General features: G+C 64.3%; 13 protein-coding genes. 5 read left to right on the top strand and 8 right to left on the bottom strand.

The annotated features are described in order from the left end of the window. Nucleotides 1-5 precede the first annotated feature (5 nt). Nucleotides 6-200: a YqaE/Pmp3 family membrane protein gene (locus tag ACZ46S_RS12205; RefSeq protein WP_464061931.1), complete on the bottom strand. Its 195-nt coding sequence runs from the start codon at nucleotides 198-200 to the stop codon at nucleotides 6-8. 183 nt (nucleotides 201-383) lie between these two features. On the opposite strand from ACZ46S_RS12205, the gene ACZ46S_RS12210 reads away from it, so the two are divergent. From ACZ46S_RS12210 to ACZ46S_RS12220, 3 genes are all read left to right on the top strand, one after another. Next, complete coding sequence (locus tag ACZ46S_RS12210) at nucleotides 384-3,836, top strand: hybrid sensor histidine kinase/response regulator (RefSeq protein WP_464061932.1); 3,453 nt, start codon at nucleotides 384-386, stop codon at nucleotides 3,834-3,836. Further along, nucleotides 3,826-4,749 (top strand): response regulator, encoded by a 924-nt coding sequence (locus ACZ46S_RS12215; protein WP_464061933.1) that lies wholly within the window; start codon nucleotides 3,826-3,828, stop codon nucleotides 4,747-4,749. Before ACZ46S_RS12210 ends, ACZ46S_RS12215 begins: the two co-directional genes overlap by 11 nt. Nucleotides 4,750-4,957: 208 nt before the next feature. Beyond that, nucleotides 4,958-5,920 carry a hypothetical protein gene (locus ACZ46S_RS12220; protein WP_464061934.1) on the top strand — a complete coding sequence of 321 codons (963 nt, stop codon included), beginning with the start codon at nucleotides 4,958-4,960 and terminating at the stop codon, nucleotides 5,918-5,920. Nucleotides 5,921-6,129: 209 nt separating this feature from the next. On the opposite strand, the gene ACZ46S_RS12225 is transcribed toward ACZ46S_RS12220, so the two are convergent. From ACZ46S_RS12225 to ACZ46S_RS12250, 6 genes are all read right to left on the bottom strand, one after another. Next, nucleotides 6,130-7,125 (bottom strand): WD40 repeat domain-containing protein, encoded by a 996-nt coding sequence (locus ACZ46S_RS12225; RefSeq protein ID WP_464061935.1) that lies wholly within the window; start codon nucleotides 7,123-7,125, stop codon nucleotides 6,130-6,132. Between the two features lie 169 nt (nucleotides 7,126-7,294). Further along, entirely contained in the window at nucleotides 7,295-8,038 is a 744-nt protein-coding gene (locus ACZ46S_RS12230; RefSeq protein ID WP_464061936.1) for an ABC transporter permease, read from the bottom strand. Continuing rightward, nucleotides 8,035-8,778 carry an ABC transporter ATP-binding protein gene (locus tag ACZ46S_RS12235; protein ID WP_464061937.1) on the bottom strand — a complete coding sequence of 248 codons (744 nt, stop codon included), beginning with the start codon at nucleotides 8,776-8,778 and terminating at the stop codon, nucleotides 8,035-8,037. Before ACZ46S_RS12235 ends, ACZ46S_RS12230 begins: the two co-directional genes overlap by 4 nt. Before the next feature lie 78 nt (nucleotides 8,779-8,856). Then, a complete protein-coding gene (locus ACZ46S_RS12240; protein ID WP_464061938.1) occupies nucleotides 8,857-10,362 on the bottom strand; it encodes an efflux transporter outer membrane subunit in 1,506 nt (501 codons plus the stop codon). 3 nt (nucleotides 10,363-10,365) lie between these two features. After that, nucleotides 10,366-13,506, bottom strand: coding sequence for an efflux RND transporter permease subunit (locus ACZ46S_RS12245; protein ID WP_464061939.1), 3,141 nt, complete (start codon nucleotides 13,504-13,506; stop codon nucleotides 10,366-10,368). A 21-nt stretch (nucleotides 13,507-13,527) separates the two neighbouring features. Further along, nucleotides 13,528-14,706, bottom strand: a complete 1,179-nt coding sequence (locus ACZ46S_RS12250; protein WP_464061940.1) for an efflux RND transporter periplasmic adaptor subunit — start codon at nucleotides 14,704-14,706, stop codon at nucleotides 13,528-13,530. 202 nt (nucleotides 14,707-14,908) lie between these two features. Here ACZ46S_RS12250 and ACZ46S_RS12255 point away from each other — a divergent pair, with 202 nt between their 5' ends. Further along, entirely contained in the window at nucleotides 14,909-15,556 is a 648-nt protein-coding gene (locus ACZ46S_RS12255) for a TetR/AcrR family transcriptional regulator (RefSeq protein ID WP_464061941.1), read from the top strand. Nucleotides 15,557-15,730: 174 nt separating this feature from the next. Next, complete coding sequence (locus ACZ46S_RS12260; protein ID WP_295742207.1) at nucleotides 15,731-15,856, top strand: hypothetical protein; 126 nt, start codon at nucleotides 15,731-15,733, stop codon at nucleotides 15,854-15,856. Between the two features lie 118 nt (nucleotides 15,857-15,974). Here ACZ46S_RS12260 and ACZ46S_RS12265 read toward each other — a convergent pair. Beyond that, a protein-coding gene (locus ACZ46S_RS12265) for an IS630 family transposase (RefSeq protein WP_464061942.1) occupies nucleotides 15,975-16,920 on the bottom strand; the annotation gives its coding sequence in 2 pieces (ribosomal slippage) (nucleotides 15,975-16,580 and nucleotides 16,582-16,920; 945 coding nt in all). Between the last annotated feature and the right edge of the window lie 17 nt (nucleotides 16,921-16,937).

The raw sequence follows: 16,937 nt of genomic DNA on the forward strand, positions 1-16,937 counted from the left end.
GCGTTTCAGCCTTCCCGCCCGAAGGCGCGGGAGAGCTTGCGGTCGGTATCATACTGGCTCAGCGCATAGACCGCCCAGATCGCCGCCGGCACCCAGCCGATGACGGTAAGTTGCAGGATCAGGCAGATGATCCCGGCGAAGGGCCGGCCGATGGTGAAGAACAGCAGCCAGGGAACCAGCAAGGCAAGCAAAAGACGCATGAAGGCCTCCATTTCCAGGGGCGAACCCGTCCCCGCACCCTGGCTGCATACGTAATTTGCCGAACATAACAGGGTCAAGCGCCTCATACCGCGGCGGCGTCCGGATCGTTGAAATATTGAAAACAGGGGACGCCAGCCCCGGCCTTGCCAACGATCCCGCAAAATCCTCCGCAGGAGATGCTTATGTCCGCTACCTCAGATCCTAGCGCCAAGCTGCCAAAACGTAAATTCAACAAGCTCGTCGCCAATCCGGTGTTCGAGGATTATTCGCTGCGCTACGCGCCGAAAAGCTTCCGTACCTGGTCGCAATATGCGGTGTTCTCGGCGGCACTCGGCGGCATCGCCTACCTGGCGGACCAGGCCATCGGCGGCTCGCTGGCGGTGCAGTTCGGCTTTGCCAATGCCTTTTGGGGCATCATCGCGGCGGCGGTGATCATCTTCCTCACCGGCATTCCCATCGCCACCATCACCTTGGCCTACGGGCCGGCGAATGCGGTGGCGGCGATTTTGAGCGTGGCGGTGCTGATCGCGCTGACCGCCGGGCCGATCGCCTATGTCGCGGCGCGCTACGGGGTGGATATCGATCTGCTCACCCGCGCCGCCGGCTTCGGTTATATCGGCTCCACCATCACCTCGCTGATCTACGCCTCCTTCACCTTCATCTTCTTCGCGCTGGAAGCCTCGATCTTCGCCAATATGCTGCATGAGCTGTTCGGCATTCCGCTGCATCTGGGCTATGTGCTCACCACGCTCGGCATCATTCCGCTGGCCGCCTACGGCATCACCTTCATCTCGCGCTTTCAGGCCTGGAGCCAGCCGCTCTGGCTGGCGCTGAATTTTCTGCCGCTGCTGTTTCTGGCCGTCCATCCCGGGCTGTTGCACGGCTGGGCGCATTTCCGCGGCGCCCAGGCGGCGGGATTCGCGCTGCTGTCCTTCGGGGCCTGCGCCTCGGTGATCGTCTCGCTGATCGCGCAGATCGGCGAGCAGGCGGATTATCTGCGGTTTCTGCCGCAGCCGAAGGGCCGGCCCGGCTGGCGCTGGTGGGCGGCGTTGCTGGCCGCCGGGCCGGGCTGGGTGCTGCCGGGGGCGATCAAGCTGCTGGCGGGCTCGGTTCTGGGGGTGCTCACGCTCGGGCTGGGCCATAATGCGGAGCAGGCGGCGCAGCCGATTTTGCTGTATCAGAGCGCTTACGGGCTGGTGCTGCCGCCGCGCGCTTCCTTGCTGGCGGCGTCCTGCCTGGTGGCGGTGGCGCAGACCAAGATCAACGTCACCAATGCCTATGCCGGCTCCATCGCCTGGTCCAATTTCTTCTCCCGCCTCACCCATCGCCATCCTGGCCGGGTGATCTGGCTGGTGTTCAACGCCGCGATCGGGCTGTTGCTGATGGAGCTGGATATTTACCGCTCCATCGCGCCGATATTGGCCTTCTATTCGGTGCTGGCCTGCGGCTGGATCGGCGCGATTTTCGCCGATCTGCTGCTGGTGAAGGGCTTGCGGCTGGGCCCGCGCATCATCGAGTTCAAGCGCGCGCATCTCTATGATCTCAACCCGGTCGGCACCGGGGCGATGGGGTTGGCGACACTGGTGGGGGCGCTGTGCGTCGCCGGGCTGCTGGGCACCTATGCCCATGCCTTCGCGCCGTTCATCGCGCTGCTCACCGCCATTGCCGCGGTGCCGGCCCTGGCCATCGCCACCAAGGGGCGCTTCTATCTGGCACGCAAGCCGCGCCGGAGCTGGGCGGGGCGGACGAGGCTGGTCTGCTCGGTCTGCGATAACGGGTTCGAGGCGCAGGATGTCGCTTACTGCCCCGCTTATGCGGCGCCGATCTGCTCGCTCTGCTGCACGCTGGATGCGCGCTGCCGGGATGCCTGCAAGCCGCATGGGCGCTATGGGGCGCAGCTGGCGACGCTGCTGCGCGCCCTTCTGCCCGCCCCGGCGCGGGCCAAGCTGGACCCGGTGCTGCTGCGCTTTCTGGGCGTGTTCAGCCTCACCGGGCTGGTGCTGGGGCTGATCTTCTCCGCCTTCTACTGGCAGGCCGCCAGCCAGAACCATGCGCTGGCCGGGCTGCTCGCCAGCGCCTTCTGGCGGGTATTCGTGTGCATTCTGCTGGTGGCCGGGGTGTTCGCCTGGCTGCAGGTGCTGGCGCGGGAGGCCTCGCTGGCGGCGGAGGAGGAGAGCCAGCGCCAGACCCAGGCGCTGCTCGCCGAGATCGACGCGCACCGCAAGACCGACGCCAAGCTGGCCCGCGCCCGCGAGGTGGCGGAGGCCGCCAATATCGCCAAGACGCGCTTTATCGTCGGGGTCAGCCATGAGCTGCGCACGCCGTTGAATGCGGTGCTGGGCTATGCGCAGCTTTTGGAGACCGACGAGACCATTCCGGCGCGCCGGCGCGAGACCATCGGCATCATCCGGCGCTCGGGCGAGCATCTGCACGGGCTGATCGAAGGGCTGATGGATATTTCCAAGATCGAGGCCGGGCGCATCGAGATCGAGCGCCGGGAGGTGAATTTCCCGGATTTCCTGGCGCAGATCACCGGCATGTTCCGGCTGCAGGCCGCCGCCAAAGGGTTGAGCTTCGCGTTCGAGGCACCATCGCGCCTGCCGGCTCTGGTGTTCACCGATGAGATCAGGCTGCGGCAGATTTTGATCAATCTGCTCTCCAACGCGCTGAAATATACCGAGCGCGGCTTCATCCGGCTGAGCCTGCGGATGCCTGGCGAGGTGATGGAGTTCGAGATCGCCGATACCGGCCCCGGCATCGCGGCGGCGGATCAGGCGCGGATTTTCGAGCCCTTCGAGCGCGCGGTGCCGAAGGAGGCCAGCAGCGCGCCGGGGATCGGGCTGGGGCTGACCATCACCAAGCTGCTGGTGGAAATTCTGGGCGGGAGGATTTCGGTGGAGAGCGCGCCGGGCCAGGGCAGCCGCTTCAAGGTGCAGCTGCTGATCCCGCGCGCCACCCACGCCGCCCTGCCCGCGCCGAAACCGGGGCGGATCACCGGCTATCGGGGGGCACGGCGCTGCATCATCGCGGCGGAGGACAATGCGGTGCATCGCAGCCTGTTGCAGGAGGCGCTGACACCTTTGGGCTTTACGCTGCTCACCGCGCCGGACGGGCCCTCCTGCCTGCGCCTGGCCGCCGAGAGCCAGGCGGATCTGTTCCTGCTGGATTATTCGATGCCGCAGAGCGAAGCGCCGGCGCTGAACGGGCTCGGGCTGGCGCGGCATCTGCGCCAGGCGCATCCAGGCACGCCGATTTTGATGCTGACCGCCCACGCCCCTGTGCTGCGCGGCGCCGGCGGGGTGTATGACGCCGCCCTGCCGAAGCCGCTGAATCTCGGCGCGCTGCTGGAGACGATCGGCCGGCTGCTGGGGCTGGACTGGGTCAAGGACGCGCCGCCGCCCGCCCCGGAGCTGCCCGCCGCCACGGCGCAAGCGGCCCTGCGCCCGCATATCGCGCAGCTGCGCTATCTGGCGCAGATCGGCTTCATTCGCGGGCTGGAGGAAAGCCTGGAACGGCTGGCGGCGGAGGCGCCGCAGGCGGCTCCCGTGCTGGCCACCCTCACCGCTCTGGCCGCCGCTCTGCGCCTGCCCGAATTCCTCTCAGCCTTGGAGGCGCTGGACCAAGATGCCGCATGATGTTGCGCCGCGCCCGACCATTCTGATCGTCGATGACGAGCCGACCATGCTGCGGCTGCTGATCGACGCGCTGGAGCCGGCCGGCTTCAATGTGCTGGTGGCGCTGCAAGGCGAGATGGCGCTGGTGCTGCTGGAGCAGGTGACGCCGGATGTGATCCTGCTGGATGCGCTGATGCCGGGGATCGACGGGTTCGAGACCTGCCGGCGGCTGAAGCGCAAACCGGGGCTGGCGCTGGTGCCGGTGATTTTCATGACCGGGCTGACCGATACGCAAAGCGTGGTGAACGGGCTGCAGGCCGGCGGGGTGGATTATGTGACCAAGCCGGTGGCGCCGGGCGAGCTGATCGCGCGGATCCGCGTGCATCTGGCCAATGCCCAGCTCACCCGCAGCGCCCAGCGCGCCATGGATGCCTCGGGCCGGTTTCTGCTGGCCGCGGATGCCAAGGGCAATCTGCGCTGGGCCACGCATCAGGCGGCACGGCTGCTGGGGCAGATCGCCCCGGGGGCGGCGCTGCCCGAGGAGGTGCGCGCCTGGCTGAGCGCCCGGCTGGCGGCGCCGCAGGAGGTGGCGGGCAGTTTCGCCACCGCCCTGCCCGCCCCGGACGCCCCGGCGCGGCGGGTGGAGTTCGCGCTGATCGGCCAGATGGCGGAGGAGGAGTTTCTGCTGCGCATCGTCGAGCAGGATACCGACCATGACGTGGATAGGCTGCAGGCGCGGGTGAAGCTGACCAGGCGCGAGACCGAGGTGCTGCTCTGGCTGGCGCGCGGCAAATCCAACCGCGACATCGCGCAGATTCTCAATGTCAGCTACCGGACGGTGAACAAGCATCTGGAGCAGATGTATCCGAAGCTGGGGGTGGAAACGCGCACCTCGGCGGTGGCGATCGCGATCCGGGCGCTGGAGGGGGCGTGAGGGGGATCGCCGTCTTCGAGCCATGACGGACACCTTACCTTGAAATTGGTGATTTCGAGAGCAGCCGTTCATTGCCAAGCACTTCGAGTACATTGTTTCGTTATCAACGGTATGTAAGATTGATCTTTGATAGAGTCGCCAGTACCCTGCAGGACGATGCCGCTATTCGCACAATTATTTTTTGAGGCTGTCTAAGGGAAGATAACCGATGTCGACGCAGCAAAAATGCCCAATATGGGGAACAGACGCGGAGTATCTAGTTCCCCTCAGCAGCAGCGGGACAAAGGTACGTTCTTGGCGTACAGATGGGCAATACCGGATTACGGGCGAAGCAATGGCTGCAGTCAACCAGATGCCGCCTAAAACTAAAGCACTACTAACAACCTGGATTGTAGATCAGCATAGATCTGGCGAAACTGCGCCTCTTATCAATGATGATGTCCTTGATCGCATATCGAGGTCACGTCCATTGAGAATTAGCCAAAAGAAGAACCGTTTCTTCTTGTTGGCACAATTACGTGATTTTCAACCTAGTAGCGTATTTAGAATTTCTGGTGTTATTGATGAGCAGATGAAGCGTGATACTGGCGCAATATCTGCTTGGACAGAGTGCCATACCGATCAAGACCAGAGCGCCTTACTTCGATTATTAAAAGAAGAGGGGTTGATCAACTTTGGCGGAAGCAATGATGTAACGCTGACAAGCAAAGGTTTCGAGTTCCTTGAAAGCCTTGAGTCCGGTAACGCCGCGACGACGCAAGCCTTTGTTGCGATGTGGTTTGACCAGTCAATGGACGAAGCATATCGATTAGGTTTTGACCCCGCTATTGAGGAAGCTGGATACAGACCTTTCCGCATCGACCAGAAAGAACACAATAATAAAATTGACGATGAAATAATTGCCGAAATCCGCCGCTCTCGTTTCGTGGTCGCAGACTTCACATGCGGAATGATTGGCGGAACGGACGGACAAGTTTCTGTTTCTAGGGGTGGGGTATATTATGAAGCCGGATTTGCGCAGGGTTTGGGCATCCCGGTGATCTGGACATGTCGCGCAGATTCTATAAATCACGTGCATTTTGATACGCGACAATACAATCATATCGTTTGGAGTACCTCCGAGGAGCTTCGGCAAAAACTGCTCAACCGCATCCGGGCAGTCATTTTTTAAATTCCGATTATGCGGGATATGCTATGATATTGGGTTTTAAGTTTTGTCTGCTTTGCGAGGCTGGCACCTGAAACCGGACCGGCAGAAATTCCCCACACACCGTCTTTACAGATCCAGCGCCCAGTGCAGCAGTTTTTTCAGCAGCACATCCACCCCCACCCAAAGCAGATTCGTCATCCCCGCGAGCAGCCGGGCATTGGCGTTCGGCATCACCTTGCATCCAGTTGCAGCGCGTAGACATCAATCTTTCCGTTCACGGCGATGGCGAGCTCTTGCCCATCCGCCGAAAGGGCGGGGATGGCGACGGCATCGCCGATATCGGCGCTGATGGTCTGCGCCGGGCCGCCATTCAGGGGACAGAGTTTGGCCCCGCCTCGTTCATCGGTGACGACGAGGCCGCGCTGATCCGGCAGCCAGAGCATATTCGCCACACCATCCAGCTGGGGGCCACATAATGTCGAGGGCGCGCCGTGCGGGATGCCGTGCGAAACATGCCAGAGCAGAACCGGCGCGGTTGGAAACGGGTTGGGGGCCGTGCGTGGCGTACCGTCCGGTGATTGCAGCTCGACATGCCCGCCATTGGCAAAGCCAGCCGCCAGCACCGCGCCATTCGGGCTATAGGCCAGGGCGGATAAAGGTTCGGTCCAGCCATTGACCGGCAAGGCCAGCGTGCCCTCCGGCTTTGCCGCGGCGCTTGCATAAAAATCCAACCGATCCGGCGCGCTGGCGACGGCAAGGGTGGCACCATCCGCCGAGAGGGCGAGTTGCAGCATGTAGCTCACATTGATCACCGTTTCCGGCTGAAAGCCCGGCAAGGTGAAAAGCCGGATGGCACGCGCCCCAACCCCGTTGGCGGCGGCGGCGATGGTTTTGCCATTCGCCGCGATCGAAAGCATCGCCGCCCCCGCATCTTGGCCGGGCAGGCCCTCAATGTCGCGCTGCTTGGCGCCCGTGCGCGCCGCCCAGAGCGAGAGGAAGGCGGGGCCGCTTTGGCGTTGCGGCGGCAGGATCAGCGTGGCGCCGTCCGGGCTGAAGGCGAGCACCCCTTGCCCCCGGCTTTGGATCAGGCCGCCAATCTCCGGGATCACCGCGCGCGGGGCACCGGTTTTGGCATCGAGGATATGAACGCCGTCCGTTCCCGCATAAGCGATCTCACGGCCATCCGGACTCAGCGCCAGCCCGACGACCGGAGCATCATCAATCACAAACCCGGCAATCTGCCGTACGGGCTGTGCCGGCGCCGCCAGGGGCGCCGCAAGGGCCAGACTCAACGCCGCGAGAGGATGCCAAAGACCTTGCATTGCGTTTTGCTGCCGGGTGGAAGGGGCTTTGATGCCTTATAGTGGCGCGGTCCGGATCAGACCATGGACGCTTTTATGAGTCCGGCGCCCAGTGCAGCAGTTTTTTCAGCAGCATATCCACCCCCACCCAGAGCAGAATCGTCATCCCCGCCAGCAGCATCAGGGCGGCGAACATCACATTTGTCTGCATCCGGGCATTGGCGTTCAGCATCACATAGCCCAGCCCTTCGGAGGCGCCGGCCCATTCGCCGATGATGGCGCCGATGGGGGCGACGGAGGCGGCGATGCGCAAGCCGGCGCCGAAGGCCGGCAGGGCCGCCATCAGCCGCACCCGCCAGAGGATGGAAAGCCGCGAGGCGCCCATGGTGCGGGCCAGGTCCAGCCAGCCCGGCTCGGTGCGGCGCAGCCCGTCATAGAAGGCGGCGGTGACGGGGAAGAAGATCACCAGCACCGCCATCAGCACTTTTGAGGCGAGGCCGAAGCCCAGCCACAGCACCAGCAGCGGCGCCAGGGCGAAGACCGGCACCGCCTGGCTGAGCAGCAGCAGCGGCAGCAGCCAGCGCTGCACCCCGCGCGAGGCCACCATCACCAGCGCGCAGCCCGCCCCGAACAGCGTGCCCAAGCCCAGCCCGAGGGCGATTTCCAGCAGCGTCACCAGCGCGTTGCGGGCCAGGAAGCCCCATTGCGCCACCAGCGTCTGCGCCACCGCGCCGGGGCCGGGCAGCAGGAAGGCGGGGATATTGGCGAAGCGCGCCAGCCCCCACCAGAGCGCCAGCAGCCCCACGCAGGTGCCCAGCGGCCGCAGCACCCGGCTCATGCCCCTTGCCCCGCCAGCAAGGCGCGCAGCAGCTCGGCCTGGGTGTGCAGCAGCGCCGCGTCATCCGGGGCGCGGGGCGGGGTGCCGGGCACGCTGATCGCCGGGCCGAGGCGCGCCGGCTGCCCCGCCATCACATGCAGCCCATGGCCGAGCCGGCAGGCTTCCAGCGGGTCGTGGGTGATCAGCAGCATCGTCCGCCCGGCCAGCAGCTTTGCCGCCAGCGATTGCATCTGGGCGCGGGTGATCGCATCCAGCGCCGAAAACGGCTCGTCCATCAGCACCACCGGCCGGTCCTCATACAGCGTGCGGGCCAGGGCGACGCGCTGGCGCATGCCGCCGGAGAGTTCCTTGGGCAAAGCGCGCTCGCGCCCGGCCAGCCCCACCGCGGCCAGCAGCGCCATGGCCCGCGCCCGATCCGGGCGCTGCCCGCGCAGCCGGCTGCCGAGTGTGACATTCTCCAGCGCCCGCGCCCAGGGATAGAGCAGATCCTGCTGGCCCATCCAGGCGATGCGCGGGGCCAGGGCCAGGCCGTCATCGGCTTCCACCACCCCGGCATCCGGTGTCTCCAGCCCGGCGGCGATGCGCAGCAGGCTGGTCTTGCCCACCCCGCTCGCCCCCAGCAGCGCCACGCAGCGCCCCGCCGGCACGGTCAGCTCCAGCCCCTCGAAGAGCGGGCGGCCTTCATAGCGCAGGGTCAGCCCGTGCAGGTGCAAACCGGGCGGGCGGGGCGTTTGCTTCATCCCGTTCAGCTATACCCGCTTGCGCGCATGAAAAAAGGCCGGACCCCGGGGTCCGGCCTTGCACGGGGCAATTGCCTGTCAGTTGCCTGTCAGCGATGCCGGCTTGCCGGGGGCTTGCCCGGTCTGGGGCTGAGCCACCGGCTGCGCGGCCGGCACCGTTTGCGTGCCCGGGGTGCTGTTCGCCTCCCAGCCGCCGCCCAGCGCCTTGTACAGCGTGATCTCGTTCTGCCGCTGCGCCAGCTGCAGCGCCACCAGATTGAGCTGCGCGCTGAGCAGATCATTCTGCGCCACCAGCACGTTCAGGTAGGTGTCGATCCCCGCCTTGAAGCGCATCTGCGCCAGATCGTAATAACGCTGATCCGCGTTCACCAGATCCTGCTCATACTTCACCTGGTCCACATAAGTCGCCCGGCCGTTCAGCGCGTCCGAGACATCGTGGAAGGCGGACTGGATGGTCGCCTCATAGGTCGCGATCTGGATCTTCTTCTCGACCTTGGCGATATCGAGATTGGCGATATTGGCGCCGGCGGTGAAGATCGGGATGGTGATCTGCGGCTGGAAGGACCAGGAGGTCTGGCCGCCGGAGAACAGGCTGCTGAGGCTATTGCTGGCGACACCGCCGCTGGCGGTGAGCGAGATCGACGGGAAAAACGCCGCCCGCGCCGCGCCGATATTGGCATTCGCCGCCAGCAGCTCATGCTCGGCCGCGCGGATATCCGGGCGGCGGGTGAGCAGGTCGGAGGGCAGACCGGCCGGCACGTGCGGCAGCGGCGCCTCGGCATCCAGCCCGTCCACCGCGTTCATCTGCGCGAGCAAGGCGGGCGGAATGGGCGCGCCGGCCAGCAGCACCAGCTCGTCCATATCCTGCGCCACCTGGCGCTGATATTGCGCGACGCTGGCCGCCGCCGTGTCGTAGGTGATCTGCGCCTGGGCCAGATCCTGCGCCGTCACCGTGCCGTTATTCAGCTCCAGCTGCACCAGCGACAGGGATTTCTGATCCGCCGCCGCGGTGTTCTGCGAAATCCGCAGCGATTGCCGGTCCGCCAGCCAGGTATCGTACTCGGACGCCACCTGCGCCACCAGCGAGATCTGGGTGCTGAGCGCGGTATCCAGATCGCTCAGGAAGGTCTCATGCGCGGACTTCGCGGTCGAGCGCAGCTTGCCGAACAGATCGATCTCCCAGGAGACCGCCTGCGCGCCCAGGCTGTATTCATGCGAGGTGATGGCCCGCCCGGCCGAGCTGAGATTGGCCGGGGTGTGGGTGACGCTTTGATAGGCATCGCCCTCGATGGTCGGGAACAGGCTGGCGCGATCGACGCGATATTGCGCCTGCGCCTGCTGCACGTTCAGCGCCGTCTCGCGGAAATTGCGGTTATTCGCGAGGCTGAGGGAAATCAGCTGCTGCAGCGCCGGGTCCTTGAAGAAATCCTTCCAGCCGAGATCGGCGGCGGCGGGGCCGGAGCCCCCGCCGCCCACCGGGTAGGCATTCTGCACCGGCAGCGCCGGGCGGTGATAGGCCGGGATGAGCGAGCAGCCCGAGAGCAGCCCCAGCATCAGGGCGGAGACCGGTTTCACGTTACGCATGGATCAATGGCCCCCGCCGGTATGTGTCACTTCCACCTGCTCCGACTTGCGGCGCACCTTGGTCAAGCCAAGCACCACGACGAAGAAGATCGGCACGAAGAAAATCGCGAGCACCGTGGCGGTGACCATGCCGCCGACAACGGCGGTGCCGATGGCGGTTCGCGCCCCGGCGCCCGCCCCGCTGGCGATCGCCAGCGGGAAGGTGCCGAGGACGAAGGCGATCGAGGTCATCAGGATCGGCCGCAACCGCTCCTGCGCCGCATGCAGCGCCGCATCGAACAGGCTTTCGCCCTGCTCGTAGAAATTCCGCGCGAACTCGACAATCAGAATGGCGTTCTTCACCGCCAGCCCCATCGTGGTCAGCAGGCCGATCTGGAAATACACGTCATTGGCAATGCCGCGCAGCAGATTGGCCAGCACCGCGCCGATGATGCCCAGCGGCACCACCAGCATCACCGCCACCGGGATCGACCAGCTTTCATACAAGGCCGCCAGGCAGAGCAGGATGAAGACGACGGAGATGGTATAAAGCGCGCCGGTCTGCGAGCCGGCTTTCACCTGCTCGTAGGAGAGGCCGGTCCATTGCATGGTAACGCCCTTGGGCAGCTCGGCGGCGAGCTTCTCAACCTCCGCCATCGCCGTGCCCGAGCTCACCCCCGGGGCCGGCTGGCCCTGCATCTCATAGGCCTCGTCGCCATTATAGATTTCCACCGCCTGCGGGCCGACGCTCCAGCTGCCGGAGGTGAAGGCGCTGAACGGCACCATGCCGCCGGAGGAATTGCGGACATACCATTTATCCAGGTCGCTCGGCTGCATGCGCGCATCCGCCTCACCCTGGACATAGACATCCTTCACACGCCCGTCGCGCTGGAACTGGTCGACATATTCCGAGGCCAAAGCCGCCTGAATGGTGGTGTTGACATCGCTCATCGACAGCCCGAGCGCCGAGGCCGCCTCACGATCGACCTTCAGATTATATTGCGGCGCCTCGCCGAGGCCATTGGGGCGCACCGCCTCCAGCAGATGATCCTGCGCCGCCAGCCCCAGGAACTTGTTGCGGGCATTGAAGAAATCCTGGCTGCTGAGATTGCCGGAATTCATCAGCTCCAGATCGAAGCCGGTGGCGTTGCCCAGCTCCAGCACCGGCGGCGGCTGCAGCACGAAGACCTGCCCGGCCGGGTTGCCGGCGAAATGCGCCATCACCCGGCCCGCGATCGCGGCGACATTCTGCGACGCCTTGGGCCGGTCGGCCCAGGGCTTCATCAGCATCACCAGGAAGCCCTGGCTCTGCGCCTGACCGGCGAAGCTGAAGCCGGTGACGTTGAAGACGGATTTCACATTCGCGGATTCGGTCTTATCGATATAGTCACGCAGCTCGGTGTTCAGCGCCGTGGTCTGCTCGGCGGTGGAGCCGGTCGGCAGGGTCACCTGGCCCAGCAGCAGCCCCTGATCCTCGTTCGGCAGGAAGCCTGTCGGCAGCCGGGTGAACAGGAAGACGGTGAGGATGGTGATGCAGACAAAACCCACCATGGTCAGCCGGCGATGGCGCGACATTCTGCGCACGCCGCCGAGATAACCGTTACGGGTACGGTTGAAGTTGCGGTTGAACCAGCCATAGAACCCGCGCGTGCCGGCCCCTTCCTTCGGCGGGCGCAACAGCGAGCCGCAGAGCGAGGGGGTGAAGATCAGCGCGGTGAGGATAGACAGCACCATGGCCGAGACGATGGTGACGGAGAACTGGCGATAGATCACGCCGGTGGAGCCGCCGAAGAAGGCCATCGGCAGGAACACCGCCGCCAACACCAGCGCGATGCCGACCAGCGCCCCGGAGATTTCATCCATCGATTGGCGCGCCGCTTCTTTGGGCGCGAGCTTGCGCTCATGCATCAGACGATCGACATTTTCCACGACGACGATGGCGTCATCGACGAGCAGCCCGACGGCCAGCACCATCGCCAGCATGGTCAGGGTGTTGATCGAGTAGCCCAGCGCCGCCAGCACCCCGAACGTGCCCAAGAGCACGATCGGCACGGCGATGGTCGGCACCAGCGTGGCGCGGATATTCTGCAGGAACAGCAGCATCACCAGGAACACCAGCACGATGGCTTCCAGCAGCGTCTGCACGACCTCTTCCAGCGACAGCACGATATAAGGCTGGGTGTCGTACGGATAAACCAGCTTCACCCCCGGCGGCAGGCTCTTCGCCAGCACCGCCAGCTCCTGCTTCACCGCCTTTTCGGTATCCAGCTGGTTGGCGCCGGGCGCCAGCTTCAGCCCCATGGCGGCGGTCGGGTGGCCGTTGAAGGTGGCGTCGATCGCGTAGCTCTGCGGCCCCAGCTCGACCTTGGCGACATCCTTCAACCGCACCTGGGCGCCGCTGGTCTCCACCTTCAGCAGAATATTCTCGAACTGCTTGGGGTCGGTAAACTGGCTCGGGCCGTTGATCAGCGCGTCCAGCCGCTGGCCCTTCACCGCCGGCAGGCTGCCCAGCTCGCCGGACGGCACCTGGATGTTCTGCGCCTGGATGGCGGAGACGACATCGGCGGCGGTCAGGCCGTATTTGAACAGCTCACCCGGATTGAGCCAGATGCGCATCGCATATTCCGAGCCGAACAGCGTATAATCGCCAACGCCGGGAATACGGGTGATCGGATCCTCGAAATTGGAGGCGATGTAATCCCCGAGCGCGGCGTGATCCATGGTGCTGTTCGTGGATTCGAGCGCGAAGAACAACATATAGTTCTTCTCGGCCTTGCGCACATTGATGCCGCTTTGGGTCACTTCGCTCGGCAAGGTCGGCTCGGCCAGAGAGAGCTTGTTCTGCACCTGCACCTGGGCGATGTTCGGATCGGTGCCCTGCTTGAAGGTCAGGGTGATCGTCACCGCGCCGGTCGCCTCGGCGGTGGAATCGATATATTCCAGCCCGTCCAGACCCGACATTTGCTGCAGGATCGGCCGGATCACCGTATTCGCCGCCGTCGTCGCATTCGCGCCGGCATAGTTGGTGGAGATCGAGATCGCCGGCGGGGCGATGGAGGGATATTGCGCGATCGGCAGCTGGGTAATCTCGATGGCGCCGGCCAGCATCAGCACCAGCGCCAGAACCCAGGCGAAAATCGGCCTGTCAATGAAGAAACGTGACATATTAGAGTCCTGGAACCGGGGTCAGGAAGCGGCGTTGCCGGAGGCGAATTTGGCGGTCTCGTCGGTGGGCGTGACCTTCTGGCCGGGGGTGGCGTTGAGCAGCCCATCGACGATCACGCGATCGCCCGGCTGCAGCCCGCCCGTCACCACCCAGTCATTGCCGAGCGTGGCGCCGGTCTGGATCACTTTCTGCGCGACCACATCGTCCTTTCCGACCACCAGCACGGTCGGGTCGCCATGGGTGTCGTGGGAGACGGCCTGCTCGGGAACCAGAATGCCGCTCTTGTCCACCCCTTCATCGATCACCGCATGCACATACATGCCCGGCAGCAGCAGATGGTCGGGGTTGGGGAAGATCGCGCGGACCAGCACCGTGCCGGTGGTCTGGTCCACATTCACCTCGGCGAACTGCATCTTGCCCGCCGGCGCGTAGGCGGTGCCGTCCTCCAGGGTCAGCGTCACCTTGGCCGTGCCATCGGCGTTGGTCTGCAGCTTGCCGGACTGCATTTCCTGCTTCAGCCGCAGCCAGGTATCGGAGGATTCGTTCAGATCGACATAGATCGGGTCGAGCTGCGTCACCGTCGCCAGCGCGGTGCTCTGGTTGGCCGTCACCAGCGCGCCGGGGGTCACCGTCGAGGCGCCGATGGTGCCCGAGATCGGCGAAAACACCTTGGTGTAATTCAGGTTGATCTGCGCGCTCTCGATGCTGGCCTTGGCGGAGGCGACATTGGCCTCGTCCTCTTTCACCGTCGCCAGCGCGTTGTCGTAGGATTGCTGGCTGACCGCCTGGGCCTGCGCCAGGGGCTTGTAGCGGCGGGCCTGCGCCTGGTCCGTGGCGAGCTGGGCTTCATCATGCTTCAAGGTGGCGACGGCACTGTCGTAAGTCGCCTGATAGGGCGCCGGGTCGATCTGATAAAGCTGCTGCCCGGCCTTCACATCCGAGCCTTCGACGAACAGCCGCTTGAGAATCACGCCGGTCACTTGCGGGATGATCGGCGCCGTCATCACCGCCGCGGTGCGGCCCGGCAATTCGGTTTGCCGGATCACCGGCTGGGTTTTGATGGTGACGGTGCCCACCGCCGGCGGCGGCGGCGCGGAGGCGGCCTTCTGCTTGTCACAACCAGCCAGCAGCGTGAGCCCGGCAAGGCACGTTGCCGCCAGGGCACGGCCACGGGCGGGGCGACGAAATTCGACGGACATCAAGACCTCTCAAGGCAGGCTGGAAATGAAAAAGAAAGAAATCCGGTTAGAGTACGCAGAGTGAAGCAACACGCTCGAAACATTTACAGTACTTATAAGTACTGATATTGTGCGATTGCGAAGGACTGTCAAGACGCGACCGGTTGCATTTTGTAGCCGCCGCGGACCTGGAGCAGACGCAACGAAACTGGATGGAAATTAGGTGGCCAAGGAGATTTGCAAGCATCGGGGGCGGCCGAAAGCCTGTACGGACGAGACGCAGCGGCGATTGATCATCGATTGTTCACGGCGCCTGTTCCTGGAACAAGGCTATGGCGCGACCCGGACCGAGGATATCGCGGCGCAGTGCAAGATTTCCAAACAGACGCTTTACCGGCTGTTCCCGGGAAAATCCGCGCTGTTCGCCGCGATCGTGGATGCTGACCGCCCGCAATGGCTGGAGCTACCGGTGCCCGACGACCTGCCCTTGGCGACAGCGCTGGAGCGGATTTTCCGGATCGATATCAGCGAGGACGAGGACAGGCAGCGGCTGGATTTCTTCCGCATGACCCTGGCGGAGGCCCAGACCTACCCGGAGCTGAGCGAGATCACCCGGACCAGCGGGGCGCAGCAGGCCTATGCGGCGCTGGCCATCTGGATGCAGCGCCAGGCGGATCGCGGCGTGATCAACCTGGCGCTGGATGCGCTGACCAGCGCGCGCATGCTCTCGGACATGATTTTCGGCGCGATGATCGGGAAATCCATCGGTGATTTCGCCTGGCGCAGCGGCGAGGCGCGGCGCGCCCATATCCGCGCCGCCATTCATGTCTTCCTGCACGGCGTCTGCCCCGCCGCAGCCGCGTCAGCCTAACCCCATATTGCGCCGCACATGCGCGCGGAGCACAAAGCGGCCTTTCGGTTTTTAGGTCGCAATCCGGGAGTATTTTCTGGCCTTTGCCGGATCACAGCGCTAAGCTGACGATCCACCGCGCGAAAAGACGCGGCCCATTCCCGATCTGGGGGCGTGGAAGCAAAGGCAAGACACATGAACGACGTGACAATCTGGGCGGAAATGTTGGCGGTGCCGGTGGCAATCGGCTTCCTTGCGGTGATGATCTGCTTGTTCAAGGACAGGCTGGAATTCGAGCGCCACCACCCCCACAAGCCGTAAAATCAGCCCCGCCTCCCGGAGAGCTCCGGCAGCGCCGGCCAGGTGACGATCCTCAGCGTGCGGCGAGACGCAAAAACCGCCATGTCTTAGAGCATCAAGCTTTTAGAGTCTGATGACTTTAAGTTGACGCATAGCCTGCATTAGCGAGGTAGTTTTTGCACTCTTGCGGTGTGAAGGCGTCGAGTAGCGATCCGATCCGTCGCCAGGTTGCTTCCTTTGTTCTCTCGGCGGCTTTTCTGAGCAGGTGTTTGAGCTTGGCGAAAACTTGCTCGATGGGGTTGAGGTCTGGGCTATACGGCGGCAGGAACAAGAGCCTGGCGCCTTTGGCGCGGATGGCAGCTCTGATGGCGGGTTTCTTGTGGCTGGAGAGATTGTCCAGCACCACAATGTCACCCTGCTTGAGCGTGGGGCAAAGCTGCTGTTCGACCCAGGCGGTGAAGCTGGCGGCATTGATCGGCTGGTCGAAAACGAACGGTGCATCGATCCGGTCACATCGCAGTGCGGCGATGAACGTCATGGTTTTCCAGTGGCCATATGGTATCTTGGCATGCAGGCGCTGGCCCACAGGCGCCCAGCCGCGCAACGGCGCCATATTGGTCTTTGCCCAGGTCTCATCAACAAAGACCAGGCGCGTGGGGTCAATCCGGCGCTGATATTTTTGCCATCGCTCCCGATGGCGTGCGATCTTTGGCCTGAGCTGCTCGGCCGGCAGAACGCTTTTTTTTGAAGCTCAGCCGTTCTTCGTGAACAAAGCGCCAGACCTGGACATAGTCCACCTTCACGCCAAATTCAGCGAACAGCTCTGCGACAAGCCCGCGCAGCGTGAAGTCGCGGGCGGCCCTTGCAATCAGCCAGTCGCGCAAAGCACCGCGCAACAGCCGCGGCTTATGTCCGCCGATTTGCGATGGTGCCACACTGCCGGTCTCGCGATGCCGACGAACCCATTTGATCGCACTGCTCTCCGACACACCAAACCGAACCGCCGCCCCACGCGCCGACATCCCGCCAGTTAAAACCGCACCAACAACACGCTCACGATGGTCCATCGAATAGGGATGCGCCATCCAACGCTGGCCTCCAT

Source organism: Acidocella aluminiidurans (assembly GCF_055383125.1).